The sequence below is a fragment of the Pseudomonas gessardii genome, from assembly GCF_001983165.1.
Taxonomy (GTDB): domain Bacteria; phylum Pseudomonadota; class Gammaproteobacteria; order Pseudomonadales; family Pseudomonadaceae; genus Aquipseudomonas; species Aquipseudomonas gessardii.
In genome coordinates this window covers 121,557-136,873 of sequence record NZ_MNPU01000011.1, presented here as the reverse complement: position 1 = coordinate 136,873, position 15,317 = coordinate 121,557, and the positions used below count along the sequence as shown (strand labels likewise).

The window sequence follows — 15,317 nt, the reverse complement described above, 5'->3', positions numbered from 1 at the left end:
CGGGCGACTTGAGCACTTACGAGGTACCGCCTTGGGCTTTAGAAATTTAACCAATTACATAGCCAGGTGCTTGCTGAAGTCAGGAGGGTTTAGAAATCAGCTACACCCTTAAATGCGAAGAGCCGGTAAACGCGGGGGCTGCAAGCTGCAAGTTAAAAGCGAGTTGTTTTCGCTTGCAACTTGCAGCTTACGACTAACTATTCCAGCAATTCAAAGCTCTGCTGCTGCACATCCTGGGAATCCAGGCCGATCTGCACATTGAACTCGCCCGGCTCGGCGGCGAACTTGAGCTGGGTATTGTAGAACTTCAGGTCATCCTCGCTAATGCTGAAGTGCACCACCTTCGATTCACCGGCCTTGAGCAGGATCTTCTGGAAGTTCTTCAGCTCCTTGATCGGGCGGATCATCGAGCCGGCCACGTCCTGGATGTACAGCTGCACCACGGTTTCACCGTCAAGCTTGCCGGTGTTTTTCAGGGTGACGCTGGCGTCGAGCTTGCCGGTCTTGTTCAGGGTGGTGGACGACAGCGCCATGTCCGACAGGCTGAAGCGGGTGTAGCTCAGGCCATAACCGAACGGATACAGGGGGCCGGTGGTGTCGTCGAAGTACTGCGAGGTGTAGTTGCCTGGTTTGCCCGGGGTGAACGGCCGGCCAATGGTCAGGTGGTTGTAGTAGGTCGGAATCTGCCCTACGGAGCGTGGGAAGGTGATTGGCAGCTTGCCCGACGGGTTGTAGTCACCGAACAGCACATCGGCAATCGCGTTGCCGCCTTCGGTGCCGGCGAACCAGGTTTCCAGGATCGCGTCGGCTTGCTGGTGCTCTTCGAGGATCGACAGTGGCCGGCCGTTCATCAACACCAGCACCAGCGGTTTGCCCGTGGCTTTCAAGGCCTTGATCAGGTCGCGCTGGCTTTGCGGGATGTTCAGGTCGGTACGGCTCGAAGATTCATGGGACATGCCACGGGACTCGCCCACGGCCGCCACCACCACATCGGCGCTGTTCGCGGCCTTGACCGCTTCGTCGATCAGCGCCTGGGCCGAACGCGGGTCATCCACCACTTCCGGGGCATCGAAGTTGAGGAAGTTCAGGTAGTCCACCACCGCCTTGTCGCCGGTGATGTTGGCGCCACGGGCGTAGATCACCTGGCCTTTTTCGCCGATCACCGCGTTCATGCCGTCCAGCAGGGTCACCGACTGCGCAGGTTTGCCGGCGGCGGCCCAACTGCCCATCATGTCGATCGGGGCCTTGGCCAGCGGGCCGACCAGGGCGATGGTCGCGGATTTCTTCAGGGGCAGGGTGTCGTTGTGGTTTTTCAGCAACACCAGGCTGCGCCGCGCGATATCGCGGGCTTCGCTGCGGTGCAGGCGGCTTTCGGCATAGGTGTCGGCCGGATCATCCTCGGCCTTGCCGATACGCAGGTACGGGTCGGCAAACAGGCCCATGTCGTACTTGGCACCCAGCACTTCACGCACCGCGTTGTCGATGTCGCTCTGCTCGATTTCGCCGGATTTCAGCAGCCCTGGCAGTTCCTTGCCGTAGAGCTGGTCGTTCATGCTCATGTCGATGCCGGCCTTGATCGCCAGCTTGGCCGCTTCGCGACCGTCCTTGGCCACGCCGTGCTTGATCAGCTCGAAGATCGCGCCGTGGTCGCTCACCGTCAGGCCCTTGAAGCCCCACTCTTTACGCAGCAGGTCGTTCATCAGCCAGGTGTTGGCGGTGGCGGGCACGCCGTTGATCGAGTTCAACGCCACCATCACCCCGCCAGCACCGGCCTTGATTGCCGCGTGGTAGGGCGGCAGGTAGTCCTGGTACATCTTGACCGGGCTCATGTCGACCACGTTGTAGTCGCGCCCGCCTTCCACCGCGCCGTACAGGGCGAAGTGCTTGACGCTGGCCATGATGCTGTCGGCCTGGGCCGGGCTCGGGCCCTGGAAGGCCTTGACCATCACTTCGCTGATGCGCGACACCAGGTAGGTGTCTTCGCCAAAGCCTTCGGAGGTCCGACCCCAGCGCGCGTCGCGGGAAATATCGACCATTGGCGCAAAGGTGAGGTCGAGGCTATCGGCAGCGGCTTCCTTGGCGGCAATGCGCCCGGAGCGGCCAATGGCGTCCATGTCCCAGCTCGACGCCAGGGCCAGGCTGATCGGGAAGATGGTGCGGTGGCCGTGGATCACGTCATAGGCGAAGAACATCGGGATCTTCAGGCGGCTGCGCATGGCCGCGTCCTGCATCGGACGGTTTTCCGGGCGGGTGATGGAGTTGAACGTGCCACCAATGCGCCCGGCGGCGATTTCCTTGCGGATCATCTCCCGGGGCATTTCCGGGCCGATGCTGATCAGGCGCAATTGGCCGATCTTTTCATCCAGGGTCATTTGCCCGAGCAGGTCGCTGACGAACGCGTCCTTGTCCTTAAGCGCAGCGGGCTTGGTCTCGGCAACGACGGAGTGACTGGCCAGAGTGGCAACAAGGCCCAGCAAACACAGCTTTTTCATGAATATCCTTTTTCGGCGTACTGCGCAGCGTTCAGGTAAAACACTGCTCGGCCAAAATGTGGGGAGCGACTATTGTTGTTCGGGTGTTGTGTGGATAAATACCGCACACTTGCGGGCTCTTTATGAACTATCCATAAAGAAGGGCATCTTTTAGCTGATTGGCTCGCTGTAATCCAGTAGTGGCGGATTATGCCCCAGGCGCGTGATGTATAGGGGTCAGTCGTTAAATTCCATAAGGTTGGTCAGGAGACACACCATGCAAGCAGCACAGACTATTCGATGGGGCTGGAAAGCCGCGGCCCTGCTACTGATCAGCAGCGTGCTCAGTGGTTGCGGCATCAACAAGATCCCGACCCTGGACGAGCAGGTCAAGGCGGCCTGGGCCCAGGTGCAGAACCAGTATCAACGGCGTGCCGACCTGATCCCCAACCTGGTGGAAGTGGTCAAGGGCTATGCGGCCCATGAGCAGGACACCCTCACCGCCGTGATCGAAGCGCGGGCCAAGGCCACCTCGATCCAGGTCGATGCCAGCACCCTCGACAACCCGGAAAAACTCAAGCAGTTCCAGCAGGCCCAGGAAGGCCTGAGCGGCGCCCTCAGCCGCCTGATGGTGGTGTCCGAGCGCTACCCGGACCTGAAGGCCAACCAGAACTTCCTGGCCCTGCAATCGCAGCTCGAAGGCACCGAAAACCGTATCAGTGTGGCCCGTCGCGACTTTATCGCCGCCGTGCAGGCCTTCAACACCGAGATCCGTACCTTCCCTGGCCGCCTGTGGCACAGCGTGATGTACAGCGACTTGCCGGTGCGCGCCAACTTCGAGGCCACCAGTGCCGATGCCGATAAAGCGCCGCAAGTGAAGTTCTGATGGGCCAGCGCGTTTGGTGGCTGGCGGCGTGGCTGCTGTCTTTTTGCCTGACGGCCCAGGCAGCACCGGACTTTCCGGCGCTGACCGGGCGGGTGGTCGATAACGCACAAATGATCGACCCGCCGGTGCGGGCGCAACTGAGCCAGCAATTGCAGACGCTGGAGCAGACCACCGGCGCCCAGGTGGTGGTGGTCACCGTGCCTGACCTGCAAGGCCTGCCCATTGAAGACTTCGGTTATCAACTGGGCCGGCAGTGGGGCATCGGGCAGCAGGGCAAGGACAACGGCGCGTTGCTGATCGTGGCCCGGGACGAGCGCCAGTTGCGCATCGAAGTGGGCTACGGCCTGGAAGGTGTGCTCACGGATGCACAGTCGTGGGTGATCATCAATCAGGTGATTGCGCCCAAGTTCAAGGCGGGCAATTTCACCCAGGGCATCAGCGACGGCGTGGCGGCGATGGTGCAGGTGGTCGGCGGCGAACCGCTGGCGGTGCCGGCCCATGTGGCCGACCCCAATTTTGCCAAGGACAACCCGGTGTTCTCCATCGGCCTGTTCATTCTGTTGCTGGTGGTGTTGTGGCTGTGCAACCGCATGGGCCTGCCGGTGGGCGCCATCCTGCTGGCGATTCTCAGCAGCAGCGGGCGTGGCGGTGGCGGCGGTGGAGGCGGTTTCCGAGGCGGCGGCGGTGGTTTTGGCGGCGGCGGGGCTTCAGGTGGCTGGTAATGACAATAACTAAAGAGCATCTACAACCATGGCTTTACTGACTGAACACGAGCAGCGCCAGGTGGCCGAAGCGATCGCCAGGGTCGAGCAACAGACCGACGCCGAACTGGTGACCGTACTCGCCGCCCGCGCCGACGACTACGCCTACATCCCGCTGCTGTGGGCCAGTGTGGTGGCGTTGGTGGTGCCGGGGATCGTGCATTACCTGTCGGGCTGGCTGACCATGCACACCTTGCTGCTGGCGCAATGGGCGACCTTTATTGTGCTGTGCCTGGTGTTTCGTTTGCCGGCCATCACCACCCGCCTGATCCCGCGTTCGGTGCGGCATTGGCGCGCATCGAACCTGGCGCGCCGGCAGTTCCTGGAGCAAAACCTGCACCACACCCTGGGCAGCACCGGGGTGCTGATTTTTGTCAGCGAGGCCGAGCGCTACGTGGAGATCCTGGTGGACGACGGTATTTCCAAACGGCTGGATGACAGCAGTTGGGATGCCATCGTCAAGACGTTTACCCAGCAGGTGAAGCAGGGGCAGACGTTGACCGGGTTTATCACCTGCATTGAGGCCTGTGGCGAACTGCTCAAGGTGCATGTGCCGCAGACCCACACACGCAATGAACTGCCCAACCGCCTGGTCGTCCTGAAATAACCTGTGGGGGCTGGCTCCCACACAAGCCAGCCCCCACACACGCGACATTTTGAATGGCGCCGACCGTTGGGCAAATAACTCCGTGCCCTGGCGCCCCATCCCCCCTAAAATGCCCGGCATTCCCTGCCCGAGGCGTTTTTGTTCATGTCTGTCACCGCTAAACCTGCCAGCCCCGCGCCGGATCATCACGCCCAGTTCATCGAGCTGCTGCGCGCAAGCCTTGAGCAGAACGCCTTTATCAAGCTGGTGCTGGCCAAGTACGTGGGCGACGAGGCGGATCTGCAACGCCTGATCATCAAGCCGCTGACGGTCAAGGAGCAGGCGTGCCTGTCCTTCGTCTATCGCTACAAAACCCGTGATATCACCAAGAACTTCTCCGTAGACGACGGTATCGCGGCGATTGCCGCGCTGTTGCCGGCCTCGTTCAAGAACGCCCACCTGCTGTCGTTGACCGACGAAGCACAGCTGGAATACAGCAAGAAAAACAAAAGCTCGCTGTTCAAAAGCAAACCCCAGCAGTTGCGTGAAGCACCCTCGGCCGAGCACAACCGTGAGAAAAACCGCTTCCTCGACCTTGGCCGGCCATTTCTCGCCGACCTGGGCGTGACCAATGCCAAGCACGAGCTGATCCCGGCGATGTCGCGCAAGTGGAAGCAGATCAACAAGTTCATCGAAGTATTCAGCCATGCGCTGACCTCGTCCCCCCTGCAACTGGACCGGCCAGTGCGGGTCGCGGATTTTGGCTCGGGCAAGGGTTACCTGACATTCGCCATCCACGACTACCTGCGCAACACCCTCAAGGCCGAAGGCCAGGTGACGGGCGTGGAGCTGCGCGAAGACATGGTGACCCTGTGCAACAACGCCGCCGCCCGCCTGGAACACCCGGGGCTAGTGTTCAAGTGCGGTGACGTGCGCAGCGTGGCGCCCAGCGAGCTGGACGTGATGATCGCCCTGCATGCTTGCGACATTGCCACCGACTACGCGATCCACACCGGCATCCGTTCCGGGGCGTCGATCATCATGTGCTCGCCGTGCTGCCACAAACAGATCCGCTTGCAGATCCAGAGCCCGGCGCTGCTCAAACCAATGTTGCAATACGGCCTGCACCTGGGCCAGCAGGCCGAGATGGTCACCGACAGCTTGCGTGCGTTGTTCCTGGAGGCCTGCGGGTACGAGACCAAAGTCTTTGAGTTCATCTCCCTGGACCATACCAACAAGAACAAGATGATTTTGGCGGTCAAGCGCGCCGAGCCTGCGGATAACGCGCAGTTGCTGGAAAAGATCCGTGAGTTGAAGGCGTTCTACCAGATCAGCGAGCACTGCCTGGAGACCTTGTTGCGCGCTGACGGCTACCTAGCCTGAATAGTGCGCTTCCACATTAGATTGCATTGACCTTGGGAGAGGGCACCGGCCGCGCCGCTGGTGCCATGCCGGGGGGTTAGAAGAACCGGGTCACGCTGATCTTGGCGTTGCGCCCGACGCTGCTGGCGCTGTCGCCGCTCAAGGCTGGCATGTAGCTGCGGTTGAACAGGTTGTCGACCGTGAAGTTGACTTCGGTGCCCTTGAGGTACGCCTGTTGCGGCGTCCATTTGGCGAACAGGCCCTGGGTGTCGTAGCTGTCGTTGGGGTACTGGTCGTAGAAACTGTCGCCAAAGTTGCTGTTCAGGCCGCTTGAATATTTGTCGCTGGGCAGGCGATCGGTCTTGCGCACGAACTGGCCTTGCCAGCCCACTTGTGCGTCCCACGCGGGAATCTTGGTGCCCAGCATGGCGACCCACTTGGCCGGTGGAATGTCCCGGGCCCAGACGTGGATGTCGGTCGCCCATGGGTTGGTGTAGGGGTTTTCGCGTTTGCCGGTGGCCCACGAGTAGCTCAGGGAGCCGAACAGATAGGTCGAGTCGTAGTAGCCTTCGAGCTCGAAGCCCTTGATGGTCATGCTGCCGACGTTGCGGTAATTGGTCTTCGAGGCCATGTCGGTGCAGAGCTTGGCGATGGAGCCGTCCATGTAGTTCTGTTGCTGGCAGCCGAGGCCGGTGGCCTTGAAGATCTCGTCCTCGATCTTGTTGTGGAACAACGTGGTGCGCAGTTGCAGGCTATCGCCCCTGGCCATCACGTTGGCGAAGCTGGTGACGTTACCCACGGTAATGGCGGTGATGCGTTCCGGGTCGAGGTTGCGGCTGGTGGCGGTGCGGCTGCCCAGGCCCTGGACTTCGTATTGCTCGTCGATCACCGGCGCGCGCCAGGTGCGGCTCCAGTTGGCGAACACCGCCACATCCGGTGTGATTCTCCAGAACGCTGCCAGGCGCGGCGACCAGCCGGCATAGGTGCGGTCACCGTAGTCATGGCCGTAGGCCGGGTCGGGGTTGCTGTAGTACGGCGCATCGTTGGCTTTGCCACGGTTGAGCACATGGTCATAGCGCAGGGACGGGGTGATGGTCACGTCGCCCAGGGTGACCGCGTCCTGGAGGTAGAAGGCGTTGGTGTCGACCTTGCCGTGGGGCATGAACGCCGGCTGGAAATGCCCGTAGTTGTACAGGGGCGTGTCGTATCTCGCGCCGGGCATCCAGCTTTCAGTGTCGCGGATGTGCTTGCGGATCTGCACGCCGGTGGTCAGGGCATGGTCCAGCGGGCCGCTGTTGAAGCGGCTGATGTTGCGCAGCTCCAGGATTTTGTCGGTGTAGGCGGTGTCCATCTTGCGCCCGCCGGTGGATAAACCGACGACGGCCGTGGCGTCGCGCTCGTCGGTCTGGTCGGTATTGGACTCCGAGTAGCTGAGCTTCATGTCGATCAGCGGGTTATCCAGGGGCTGGTATTCGTACTTGCCCGACCAGGTGGTATCGACGGTGTGGCGGTTGGCCAGGAAGCGTCTGACGGCAGCGTCGTAGCCATAGCGGTCGATGTCGGTCTGGCGCGGTGGCGCTGGATAGCTTCTGGCCGAGAAGGGCGTCCAGCGTTCGCTGTTGGCCCGGGAGTAGGAGAACCCGAGGCTGTGCTCATCGGTCAGGTACATGTTCAGTTTGAACAGTTGACCGTCCACATCCTGGGCGCTGTTGGGCAGGCGCTGCGGGTTGATCGGGTATTCCTTGCTGTCATAGTCGCGCGCTGCGGCCAGCTTCATGTCGCCGCCGTCGCGCTGGGTCAGGTAGGCCAGGGCGTCGATGCGCCCGTCATCGGTGCGGCCATAGACGGCGCCGGTGTAGACCTGTTCGTGGTCGTTGCTGGCATACCCGTACTTGAGCATCGCCCCGCTGTTGCGCCCGTCCTTGAGCAGGTCCGGCGCATCCTTGGTGACCATGTTGACCGTACCGCCAAACCCGCCGTTGCCGGTGAAGGCCGAGTGCGGGCCTTTTTCCACCTCGACGTTCTTGATCATCTCGGGCTCGATAAACACGGTGCCCTGCTGATAGCGCTCGAAACCGCTTTTGGTCGCGCCATCGACGGTCATCGGCACGTCTTCGGCCTCGCCCATGCCGCGAATATTGATGATCTGCCCACCGGGTTTCATCGAACCGCCCATGGTCACCCCCGGCAGCGTCTGCACCAGGCTGGCGATGTTGTTGGGCTGCAGGCGGTCGATATCGGCCTGGGACAGGGTGGAGCGGCCGACGGTGCTGGCGTCGACCTGGTTACCGGTGCCGATCACGCTCAAGGCGTCCAACTGCACGCTGGCGCTGTTGGTGGTGCGGCTTTCCTCGGGGCGCACGACATAGGTGCTGCCCACTTTGATCAGGGTGAACGCACCGCTTTTGAGCAGGCTGCGGATCGCCACTTCGGGGGTGAAATCACCGTTGAGCGCGGGTGCCTGGATATTTTTCAGCAGGTCTTCATCGAACAGCAGCTGGATTTTCGCCTGTTGTGCCACCTGGCTCAGGGACGTGGCCAAGGGTTGGGCCGGCAGTTGCAATTTGAACGACTCGGCCTGGGCCGTGAGGCTGACGGCCAGGCAGGCGGCGATGAGTGTCGGTCGAACAAACAGGTGCTGGGCAAGGCAAGGCGCGCGAAACATGAAATCCCCCAAGGCGGCTAAATAGCCAAAAAAGGCATGCGTATCAAACGCAGACCGGAGGAAGACGCGGCAGGAAAAAAAATCCTCACATGCGAATGCAAAATATTCTCAAGTGGTGCTATTTGCGCGCTTCGATGCGGATCCTGCCGTCGGCCAGGGGCACGGTTTTCACCGGCAACAAGGCCGGCAGGGCGTTGAGCAGCGCATCCGGGTCATTCACATCGAGATTGCCGGAAACCTTCAACTGCGCCACCGGGCCATCGGCCAGCACCACGGCCTTGGGCCGGTACAGGCTCAGCTCATCCAGCAGGCTGGCCAGTTCGCGATTGCGAAAGGACAAGTGCCCGCTGCGCCAGTCGGCCACCTCGCCCGCCGCCAAGGCCTGCTGTTGCACGGAGCCCTTGGCGTAGCTGTAGGTGGCGCGTTGTTGGGCGCCCAGCAGGGTGGCGGCGGTTTTACGGTCGGGTTCAAACGCGACCTTGCCGTGGGCCACGCTGACCACCAGTTGCTGCTGGCTGCGGCGCATATCGAACCCGGTGCCCACCACGCGCACGCTGGCCTCGCCGGCGCGCACAAACAGTGGCCGTTCCGGGTCGGGCGCGACTTCCAGGTACAGTTGGCCCTGGTCCAGATGGATGACGCGCTGGTGGGCATCGAACTCCACCCGCAGCCGCGTACTGGCGTTGACGTACAAGGTGCTGCCGTCCGGCAGGTCCAGGGTGCGCATGCCTTTGTCCTGTGCCGCGACCTCGGTGTGGTAGAGCCCGCGCGGGGCGCCGAGGTTGCTGGCGAGCAAGGCGCAGACCAGCGCGGCCGCCACTGCCAGCGCCGGGCGCCAGGGCGCGGGCTTGCGCGTGGGTAAGGGCACGGGTTTGTTCAGTTGCTGTAGCTCGCCAAGGTCGGCCCACAGCTGCTCGAATTCGGCGTAGGCGCGTGCATGGGCCGGCACGGCGTGCCAGGCAGCGAAGGCCTTGCGTTCCTGCGCGGTGGCGTCGTTGCGATTGCGCGCAAACCAACTGGCAGCCTGGGCATCGATGGTCTCGTGCTCATCCAGTGCATGGCCGTCGCGGTTGCTCAATCGGGTCATTCTGGCTGCTCCTTGCCCGGGTCTTTTTGAAGTCGCTGCTTGCAGTGCAGCAGGGCAAAGGCGATGTGCTTTTCCACCATGCTGATCGAAATGCCCATGCGCTCGGCGATCTGCGCCTGGCTCAGGCCCTCGAAGCGATGCAGCATAAGGGCTTCTCGCCTGCGGGGCGAGAGTTCGGCGAGGACTTCTTTCAACTGTTCCAGGCGTTGGAGGCGTTGAGCAGCGGCCATGGGGTCGTTTTGCTCGTCGGTGACAGGCTCGGCCTCCCAGTGGGCCGGGTCATGATGGACGCTGTGGCGCACCTTCTGTTTGCGCCAATGATCACGCAACAGGTTGCGTGCCATCTGAAACAAAAAGGCCCGTGGCTGTTCGACCCTGGCCCGGTCGCGGTAGTCCAGCCATTGGGTAAACACATCCTGGGTCATGTCCGCCGCGTCGTTGGCGTTGTCCGTGCGTTTGCGCAAGTAATGCAGGATATCTGCATAAAACCCGCGAAAGGCGTCGGCCGACAACGGGTCGGGCTTGAAACGAGACATGGATATCCTTCTTGACGCAGCGCGCTGCAGAAAAGTCGCGAATGATATCGAGAATTATTTCTATTTGTCTTCGTAAATTTAAAGGCCCATGCAATCCAATGTGGGAGCGGGCTTGCTCGCGATGGCGGTGTGTCAGTCACCCAATGATTGGCTGATCCACCGCTATCGCGAGCAAGCCCGCTCCCACACAAGCCTACCTCTACACCGGATGGTGTTTAGCGCAGCAAGGTCAGCAGCTTCTGCAACTGTGCCTGGCCGGCCATGTCCAGTGGGAACACCGGCAACCGCGGATCACCCACCTCCAGCCCGGTCATGCGTAAACCGGCCTTGATCGTCGCCGGCAAGCCACCCTTGAGGATGAAGTCCAGCACCGGCAACTGCCGATAGAACAGTTCGCGTGCGCGGTTCAGGTCGTTGGCCAGCACCGCCTGGTACAGGTCCAGGTTGAGTTGCGGGATCACGTTCGGCGCAGCGGTGCACCAACCCTTGGCACCGGCGGCGAAGGCTTCCAGGGCCAGCGGGTTGCAGCCGTTGTAGAACGGCACCTGGCCTTCACCCTGGCGATACAGTTGGTGCATGCGCTGGATGTCACCGGTGCTTTCCTTGACCATCGTCACGTTATCAACGCTGTTGACGATGCGCAGGATCAACTCCACCGACATGTCCGTGCCGCTGGTGGCCGGGTTGTTGTAGAGCATGATCGGCACGCCGACGCTATCGCCGATGGCCCCGTAGTGCGCAAGGATCTGCGCTTCGGTGAGCTTCCAGTACGACGTCGGCAGCACCATCACTACATCGGCGCCTTCGGCTTCGGCAAAGCGTGCGCGGCGCACGGCCTTGGCAGTGGTCAGATCGGACACGCTGACAATGGTCGGCACGCGCTTGGCAACCCTGTGGATGCTGTAGGCGCTGACTTCGTCCCACTCGGCATCGCTCAGGTAAGCGCCTTCACCGGTGCTGCCCAACGGTGAGATGGCATGGACGCCGCTGTCGATCAAGCGGTCGATGGAGCGGCCCAGGGCGTCGAGGTCAAGGGAGCTGCCGTCGGCGCTGAAGGGGGTGATGGTGTAGCCGATGATGCCGTGAATAGTAGGGCTGGACATGGATAACTCCGGTCGAAAAAGGCTTCAGTTCAGGCAATCGGCGTGTTGGCGCAGGTTCTGCCGAGCGTAGTAGTTGAACGCGGCGCCGTGGCGCTTGGGCTTGGAGATCCAGTCATGGGCCTCGCGTCCCAACTGCGGCAGGATCGGCTTGACGGTACCGGCGGCCATGGCCAGCAATTGCAGTTTGGCCGCCCGTTCGATCAATTGCGCGATCACGCAGGCTTCTTCGATAGTGCTTCCGGTGGACAGCTGGCCGTGGTGGGACAGCAGGATGGCGCGCTTGTCGCCCAGGGCAGTGGTGATGGTCTCGCCTTCTTCGTTACCCACCGGTACGCCCGGCCAGGCTTCGAGGAATGCGCAGTCTTCATACAGCGGGCACAGGTCCATGTGTGACACTTCCAGCGGGACTTCCAGCATCGACAAGGCAGCAATGTGGGTCGGGTGGGTGTGAATGATGCAGTTCACATCCGGCCGGCCACGGTAGACCCAGCTGTGGAAACGGTTGGCTGGGTTGGGCATGCCATGGCCTTCCAACACTTCCAGGTCTTCGTTGACCAGCAGCAGGTTGCTGGCGGTGATTTCATCGAAACCCAGGCCCAGTTGCTGGGTGTAGTAGGTGCCAGGCTGCGGGCCACGGGCGGTAATCTGCCCGGCCAGGCCCGAGTCGTGCCCGTTCTCGAACAGAATGCGGCAGGTCAGGGCCAGCTTTTGCCGGTCGGTCCACGTATTATCCGCCAGGGTACTTTGCATCTGGGTCAGCGCTTGCTTGACCAGTTGTTCTTTCGGGAGTGCTAATGTCTTGGCCATATCGGTGTCCTCTGGGTGTTCAATGGACGTCGATTTGCTGGTTCCCGCTGCTCGCAAGGTCGTTGGGTCTGCAAATGACACTAGAGAGGCTATATGACACAATGTGTCATTGGCAAGTAAAAATCATCGTCCTCTGCTTGGAATAATCGCCGCGCATGTCTATCCGTTTGAAATTATTGAGAAAAAAACTCGGAATCACCTTGGAATCATTGGCCGGCAAATCCGGCATGACCAAGAGTTACCTGTCCAAGGTCGAGCGCGGCCTGAACACGCCCTCTATCGCCGCCGCGCTGAAACTGGCCAAGGCGTTGAACGTCAAGGTCGAGGAGTTGTTCAGCGAAGACAACATCAGCCTCGACAGCTACAGCCTGGTGCGCAGCCACGAGCGGCCTGACACGTCGCCGGGGTATGCGGTGCTGGCCCATCAGGTCAGCGAGCGCAGCCTGCTGCCGTTCATCATCTACCCGCCGGTGCAATTCAGCGACAAGACCTTCAAGGAGCACTTGGGGGAGGAGTTTCTGTTTGTGCATGAAGGCCAGGTGGAAGTGGACTTCATGAACGAAAGGGTCTTGCTGGAGCGCGGCGATGCGTTGCACTTCAATGCACAAAAGCCCCACCGGATCCGTTCGGTGGGCGAGGTGCAGGCGCAGTTGCTGGTGGTGGTGCACAGCGCCGAAGACTAGGCCTGGGTGTGGGGCAAGCCAGCTCCCACATCTGATCGCCTTCGTTAACGGGATCAGTGTTCGACCGGCACCGCCAGCGCCGGGTTGCCGAGGGCATGGCTGCGCGCGGCAAAAAACCGCAGTTCCACCTCGATCCCCTCGAACAGCGCGGCATACCGACGCTTTTGCTGCTGGATAAACCCGTCGCTGCGGCCAAATATCGAGATCGCCAGGGTCTTGATCTGCGACCGGCGAATCGCTTCCACCAAGTGTCCATCCTGTTCGCTCAGGTGCTGGCCGAAAATGCACAGCGCGCCTTCCTGCCCCAGCAACTGTTCATAGCAGAACGACAGGTAATCCGAACTGCGAATGCTCTTGAGCTTCTCGCTGCTGGGGCCTTCGTTGATAAACAGCGGCACATCGTCGAGGGTCTTGAGGGTGTGATTGATGGCAAAACTGCTGAGCAGGGTGCTGTCGGTGGACGGCAATTTACGCGCTGAGCCATCCAGGTTGCGCACCAGGTGCAGGCCGCCGTGCAGGTAGAGAATGCGCGTCGCGGCGGTGGTGGTATCGCGCAAGTCAAAGCGTGATTCAGCGCCACGAAACAGGTCGTCGATGCCCGGCGTGTGCAGGGTCGACCAATAGTTGAGCAGGTCGTAATTACTGGTGAACACCGTGCGGTAGCGCGCCAGTTCCTGATTGATCGTGGTCAGGGTCGACGGTTGCACCAGGCGCCACGGGATATGCACGGTGTGGATGGTATTGATCAGCGCTTCCTTGATCGCGTAATAGCGATTGCGCGGCGCGGCGGAGCTGACGGCCAGGGCCTTGTTGACCCGGCTGGTGGTTTTCAGGGCGCCCAACACCTGCTCGAAGCTGCGGGTCTGCATGGCGTCAAACACGCTCAATTCGGAAGCGCTCAAGGGCTTTTCTTCCACGGTGCGTGCGTTTTCAAACAGCGAGTCGTAGGCAAAGTCTTGCCACACCGCGCGGCTGGCACCGTTGCCGATCAGGATGGCGTCGAAGGCGATGCTGTTGCGCAGTGCGTTCCAGTCTTCAAGGGTGGCGTCGATATCCTGCAAATCCTTCATTGCGGCGGGTCTACTCAAAAACGGCTGGGCGGTGACTTTATCACGGGCGGGCGTTGATCTTGGTCAAGATGCCGCAGGCGAGTGGGGTCGATGCTGTAGGCATCAACGTATCCCCGAGGATTCACCATGAGCAGCACGTTCTTCATTCCCGCCGTCAACATCATGGGCATCGACTGCCTCGACGAAGCCATGAGCGCCATCCGCAACTACGGTTTTCGCAAGGCGCTGATTGTCACCGACGCCGGCCTGGCCAAGGCGGGCGTGGCCAGCATGATTGCCGAGAAACTGGCGATGCAGGATATCGATTCGGTGATCTACGACGGCGCCAAACCCAACCCCAATGTAGAGAACGTCGAGAACGGCCTGGCGTTGTTGCAGCAAAGTGCCTGCGATTTCGTGGTGTCCCTGGGCGGCGGCTCGCCCCATGACTGCGCCAAGGGCATCGCCCTGTGTGCCACCAATGGCGGGCATATCGGCGACTACGAAGGGGTGGACCAATCGAGCAAGCCGCAACTGCCCCTGGTGGCGATCAACACCACGGCCGGCACTGCCAGCGAAATGACGCGTTTTTGCATCATCACCGACGAAACCCGCCACGTGAAAATGGCCATCGTCGACCGCAACGTCACGCCGCTGTTGTCGGTCAATGACCCGGCACTGATGGTCGCCATGCCCAAGGGCCTGACCGCCGCCACCGGCATGGACGCGCTGACCCACGCCATCGAAGCCTATGTGTCCACGGCGGCCAACCCGATCACCGACGCGTGCGCAATCAAGGCGATCGAATTGATCAGCGCCAACCTGCGCCTGGCTGTGCGCGACGGCAGCGATATGGCGGCCCGGGAAAACATGGCTTATGCGCAATTTCTCGCCGGCATGGCCTTCAACAACGCCTCCCTGGGGTTTGTCCACGCCATGGCCCACCAATTGGGCGGCCTCTACGACCTGCCCCACGGCGTGTGCAACGCGGTGCTGCTGCCCCACGTGCAAAGCTTCAACGCCAGCGTCAGCGCAGCGCGCCTGAGCGACGTTGGCCGTGCCCTGGGCGTGACCGATAAACACACCAGCCCCGAAGAGGGCGCCCAGGCAGCCATCGCGGCGATCCGTTGCCTGTCCCAGGATGTCGACATCCCGGCCGGCCTGCGTGAACTGGGGGCCAAGCTGCAAGACATCCCGCTGCTGGCCACCAACGCCCTCAAGGATGCCTGCGGCCTGACCAACCCACGGCGGGCGGATCAGCGCCAGATCGAGGAGATTTTCCGTAGCGCGTTTTGAGAAAGCTGGTAGTTAAGCTACAAGC

The 15,317-nt window shown here is 61.5% G+C and carries 13 protein-coding genes; 6 read left to right on the top strand and 7 right to left on the bottom strand.

The genetic code is table 11. The features are described 5' to 3' along the window. Positions 1-197: 197 nt before the first annotated feature. Positions 198-2,492, bottom strand: a complete 2,295-nt coding sequence (gene bglX / locus BLL38_RS10740; protein ID WP_076962555.1) for a beta-glucosidase BglX — start codon at positions 2,490-2,492, stop codon at positions 198-200. A gap of 256 nt (positions 2,493-2,748) precedes the next feature. Here bglX and BLL38_RS10735 point away from each other — a divergent pair, with 256 nt between their 5' ends. The 4 genes from BLL38_RS10735 (at position 2,749) to BLL38_RS10720 (ending at position 6,087) form a co-directional block, all read left to right on the top strand. Further along, complete coding sequence (locus tag BLL38_RS10735; protein ID WP_029297013.1) at positions 2,749-3,357, top strand: LemA family protein; 609 nt, start codon at positions 2,749-2,751, stop codon at positions 3,355-3,357. Continuing rightward, on the top strand, positions 3,357-4,079 hold the full coding sequence (locus tag BLL38_RS10730; RefSeq protein ID WP_076962554.1) for a TPM domain-containing protein: 723 nt from the start codon (positions 3,357-3,359) through the stop codon (positions 4,077-4,079). The genes BLL38_RS10735 and BLL38_RS10730 overlap by 1 nt, the downstream gene beginning before the upstream one ends. A gap of 28 nt (positions 4,080-4,107) precedes the next feature. Then, on the top strand, positions 4,108-4,725 hold the full coding sequence (locus BLL38_RS10725; RefSeq protein ID WP_076962553.1) for a TPM domain-containing protein: 618 nt from the start codon (positions 4,108-4,110) through the stop codon (positions 4,723-4,725). 144 nt (positions 4,726-4,869) lie between these two features. Continuing rightward, positions 4,870-6,087 (top strand): class I SAM-dependent methyltransferase, encoded by a 1,218-nt coding sequence (locus BLL38_RS10720; protein WP_076962552.1) that lies wholly within the window; start codon positions 4,870-4,872, stop codon positions 6,085-6,087. 76 nt (positions 6,088-6,163) lie between these two features. Here BLL38_RS10720 and BLL38_RS10715 read toward each other — a convergent pair whose 3' ends face one another. The 5 genes from BLL38_RS10715 to BLL38_RS10695 all read right to left on the bottom strand — a co-directional run bounded on the left by BLL38_RS10715 (position 6,164) and on the right by BLL38_RS10695 (position 12,264). Beyond that, complete coding sequence (locus BLL38_RS10715) at positions 6,164-8,731, bottom strand: TonB-dependent receptor (RefSeq protein ID WP_076962551.1); 2,568 nt, start codon at positions 8,729-8,731, stop codon at positions 6,164-6,166. A gap of 118 nt (positions 8,732-8,849) precedes the next feature. Then, positions 8,850-9,818, bottom strand: coding sequence for a FecR family protein (locus BLL38_RS10710; protein WP_076962550.1), 969 nt, complete (start codon positions 9,816-9,818; stop codon positions 8,850-8,852). Continuing rightward, the gene (locus BLL38_RS10705) at positions 9,815-10,354 is read right to left on the bottom strand and encodes an RNA polymerase sigma factor (protein ID WP_076962549.1); all 540 of its coding nucleotides are present in this window, start codon (positions 10,352-10,354) and stop codon (positions 9,815-9,817) included. The genes BLL38_RS10710 and BLL38_RS10705 overlap by 4 nt, the downstream gene beginning before the upstream one ends. A 215-nt stretch (positions 10,355-10,569) precedes the next feature. Continuing rightward, positions 10,570-11,457 carry a dihydrodipicolinate synthase family protein gene (locus tag BLL38_RS10700; RefSeq protein WP_076962548.1) on the bottom strand — a complete coding sequence of 296 codons (888 nt, stop codon included), beginning with the start codon at positions 11,455-11,457 and terminating at the stop codon, positions 10,570-10,572. Positions 11,458-11,481: 24 nt separating this feature from the next. Beyond that, positions 11,482-12,264, bottom strand: coding sequence for an aldolase (locus BLL38_RS10695; RefSeq protein ID WP_076962547.1), 783 nt, complete (start codon positions 12,262-12,264; stop codon positions 11,482-11,484). A 155-nt stretch (positions 12,265-12,419) separates the two neighbouring features. On the opposite strand from BLL38_RS10695, the gene BLL38_RS10690 reads away from it, so the two are divergent. Then, positions 12,420-12,947, top strand: a complete 528-nt coding sequence (locus BLL38_RS10690; RefSeq protein ID WP_076962546.1) for a helix-turn-helix domain-containing protein — start codon at positions 12,420-12,422, stop codon at positions 12,945-12,947. A gap of 53 nt (positions 12,948-13,000) precedes the next feature. Here the strand turns inward: BLL38_RS10690 and BLL38_RS10685 are convergent, their stop codons facing one another. Continuing rightward, entirely contained in the window at positions 13,001-14,017 is a 1,017-nt protein-coding gene (locus BLL38_RS10685) for a DUF4917 family protein (protein ID WP_076962545.1), read from the bottom strand. Between the two features lie 126 nt (positions 14,018-14,143). Here BLL38_RS10685 and yiaY point away from each other — a divergent pair, with 126 nt between their 5' ends. Further along, positions 14,144-15,292 carry an L-threonine dehydrogenase gene (gene yiaY, locus BLL38_RS10680; RefSeq protein ID WP_076962544.1) on the top strand — a complete coding sequence of 383 codons (1,149 nt, stop codon included), beginning with the start codon at positions 14,144-14,146 and terminating at the stop codon, positions 15,290-15,292. The last annotated feature ends 25 nt before the right edge of the window (positions 15,293-15,317 follow it).

Excerpts from the sequence above, each read along its gene's own strand:
- bglX (WP_076962555.1), bottom strand. The coding sequence starts at position 2,492 with ATGAAAAAGCTGTGTTTGCTGGGCCTTGTTGCCACTCTGGCCAGTCAC.
- BLL38_RS10735 (WP_029297013.1), top strand. The coding sequence starts at position 2,749 with ATGCAAGCAGCACAGACTATTCGATGGGGCTGGAAAGCCGCGGCCCTG.
- BLL38_RS10730 (WP_076962554.1), top strand. The coding sequence starts at position 3,357 with ATGGGCCAGCGCGTTTGGTGGCTGGCGGCGTGGCTGCTGTCTTTTTGC.
- BLL38_RS10725 (WP_076962553.1), top strand. The coding sequence starts at position 4,108 with ATGGCTTTACTGACTGAACACGAGCAGCGCCAGGTGGCCGAAGCGATC.
- BLL38_RS10720 (WP_076962552.1), top strand. The coding sequence starts at position 4,870 with ATGTCTGTCACCGCTAAACCTGCCAGCCCCGCGCCGGATCATCACGCC.
- BLL38_RS10715 (WP_076962551.1), bottom strand. The coding sequence starts at position 8,731 with ATGTTTCGCGCGCCTTGCCTTGCCCAGCACCTGTTTGTTCGACCGACA.
- BLL38_RS10710 (WP_076962550.1), bottom strand. The coding sequence starts at position 9,818 with ATGACCCGATTGAGCAACCGCGACGGCCATGCACTGGATGAGCACGAG.
- BLL38_RS10705 (WP_076962549.1), bottom strand. The coding sequence starts at position 10,354 with ATGTCTCGTTTCAAGCCCGACCCGTTGTCGGCCGACGCCTTTCGCGGG.
- BLL38_RS10700 (WP_076962548.1), bottom strand. The coding sequence starts at position 11,457 with ATGTCCAGCCCTACTATTCACGGCATCATCGGCTACACCATCACCCCC.
- BLL38_RS10695 (WP_076962547.1), bottom strand. The coding sequence starts at position 12,264 with ATGGCCAAGACATTAGCACTCCCGAAAGAACAACTGGTCAAGCAAGCG.
- BLL38_RS10690 (WP_076962546.1), top strand. The coding sequence starts at position 12,420 with ATGTCTATCCGTTTGAAATTATTGAGAAAAAAACTCGGAATCACCTTG.
- BLL38_RS10685 (WP_076962545.1), bottom strand. The coding sequence starts at position 14,017 with ATGAAGGATTTGCAGGATATCGACGCCACCCTTGAAGACTGGAACGCA.
- yiaY (WP_076962544.1), top strand. The coding sequence starts at position 14,144 with ATGAGCAGCACGTTCTTCATTCCCGCCGTCAACATCATGGGCATCGAC.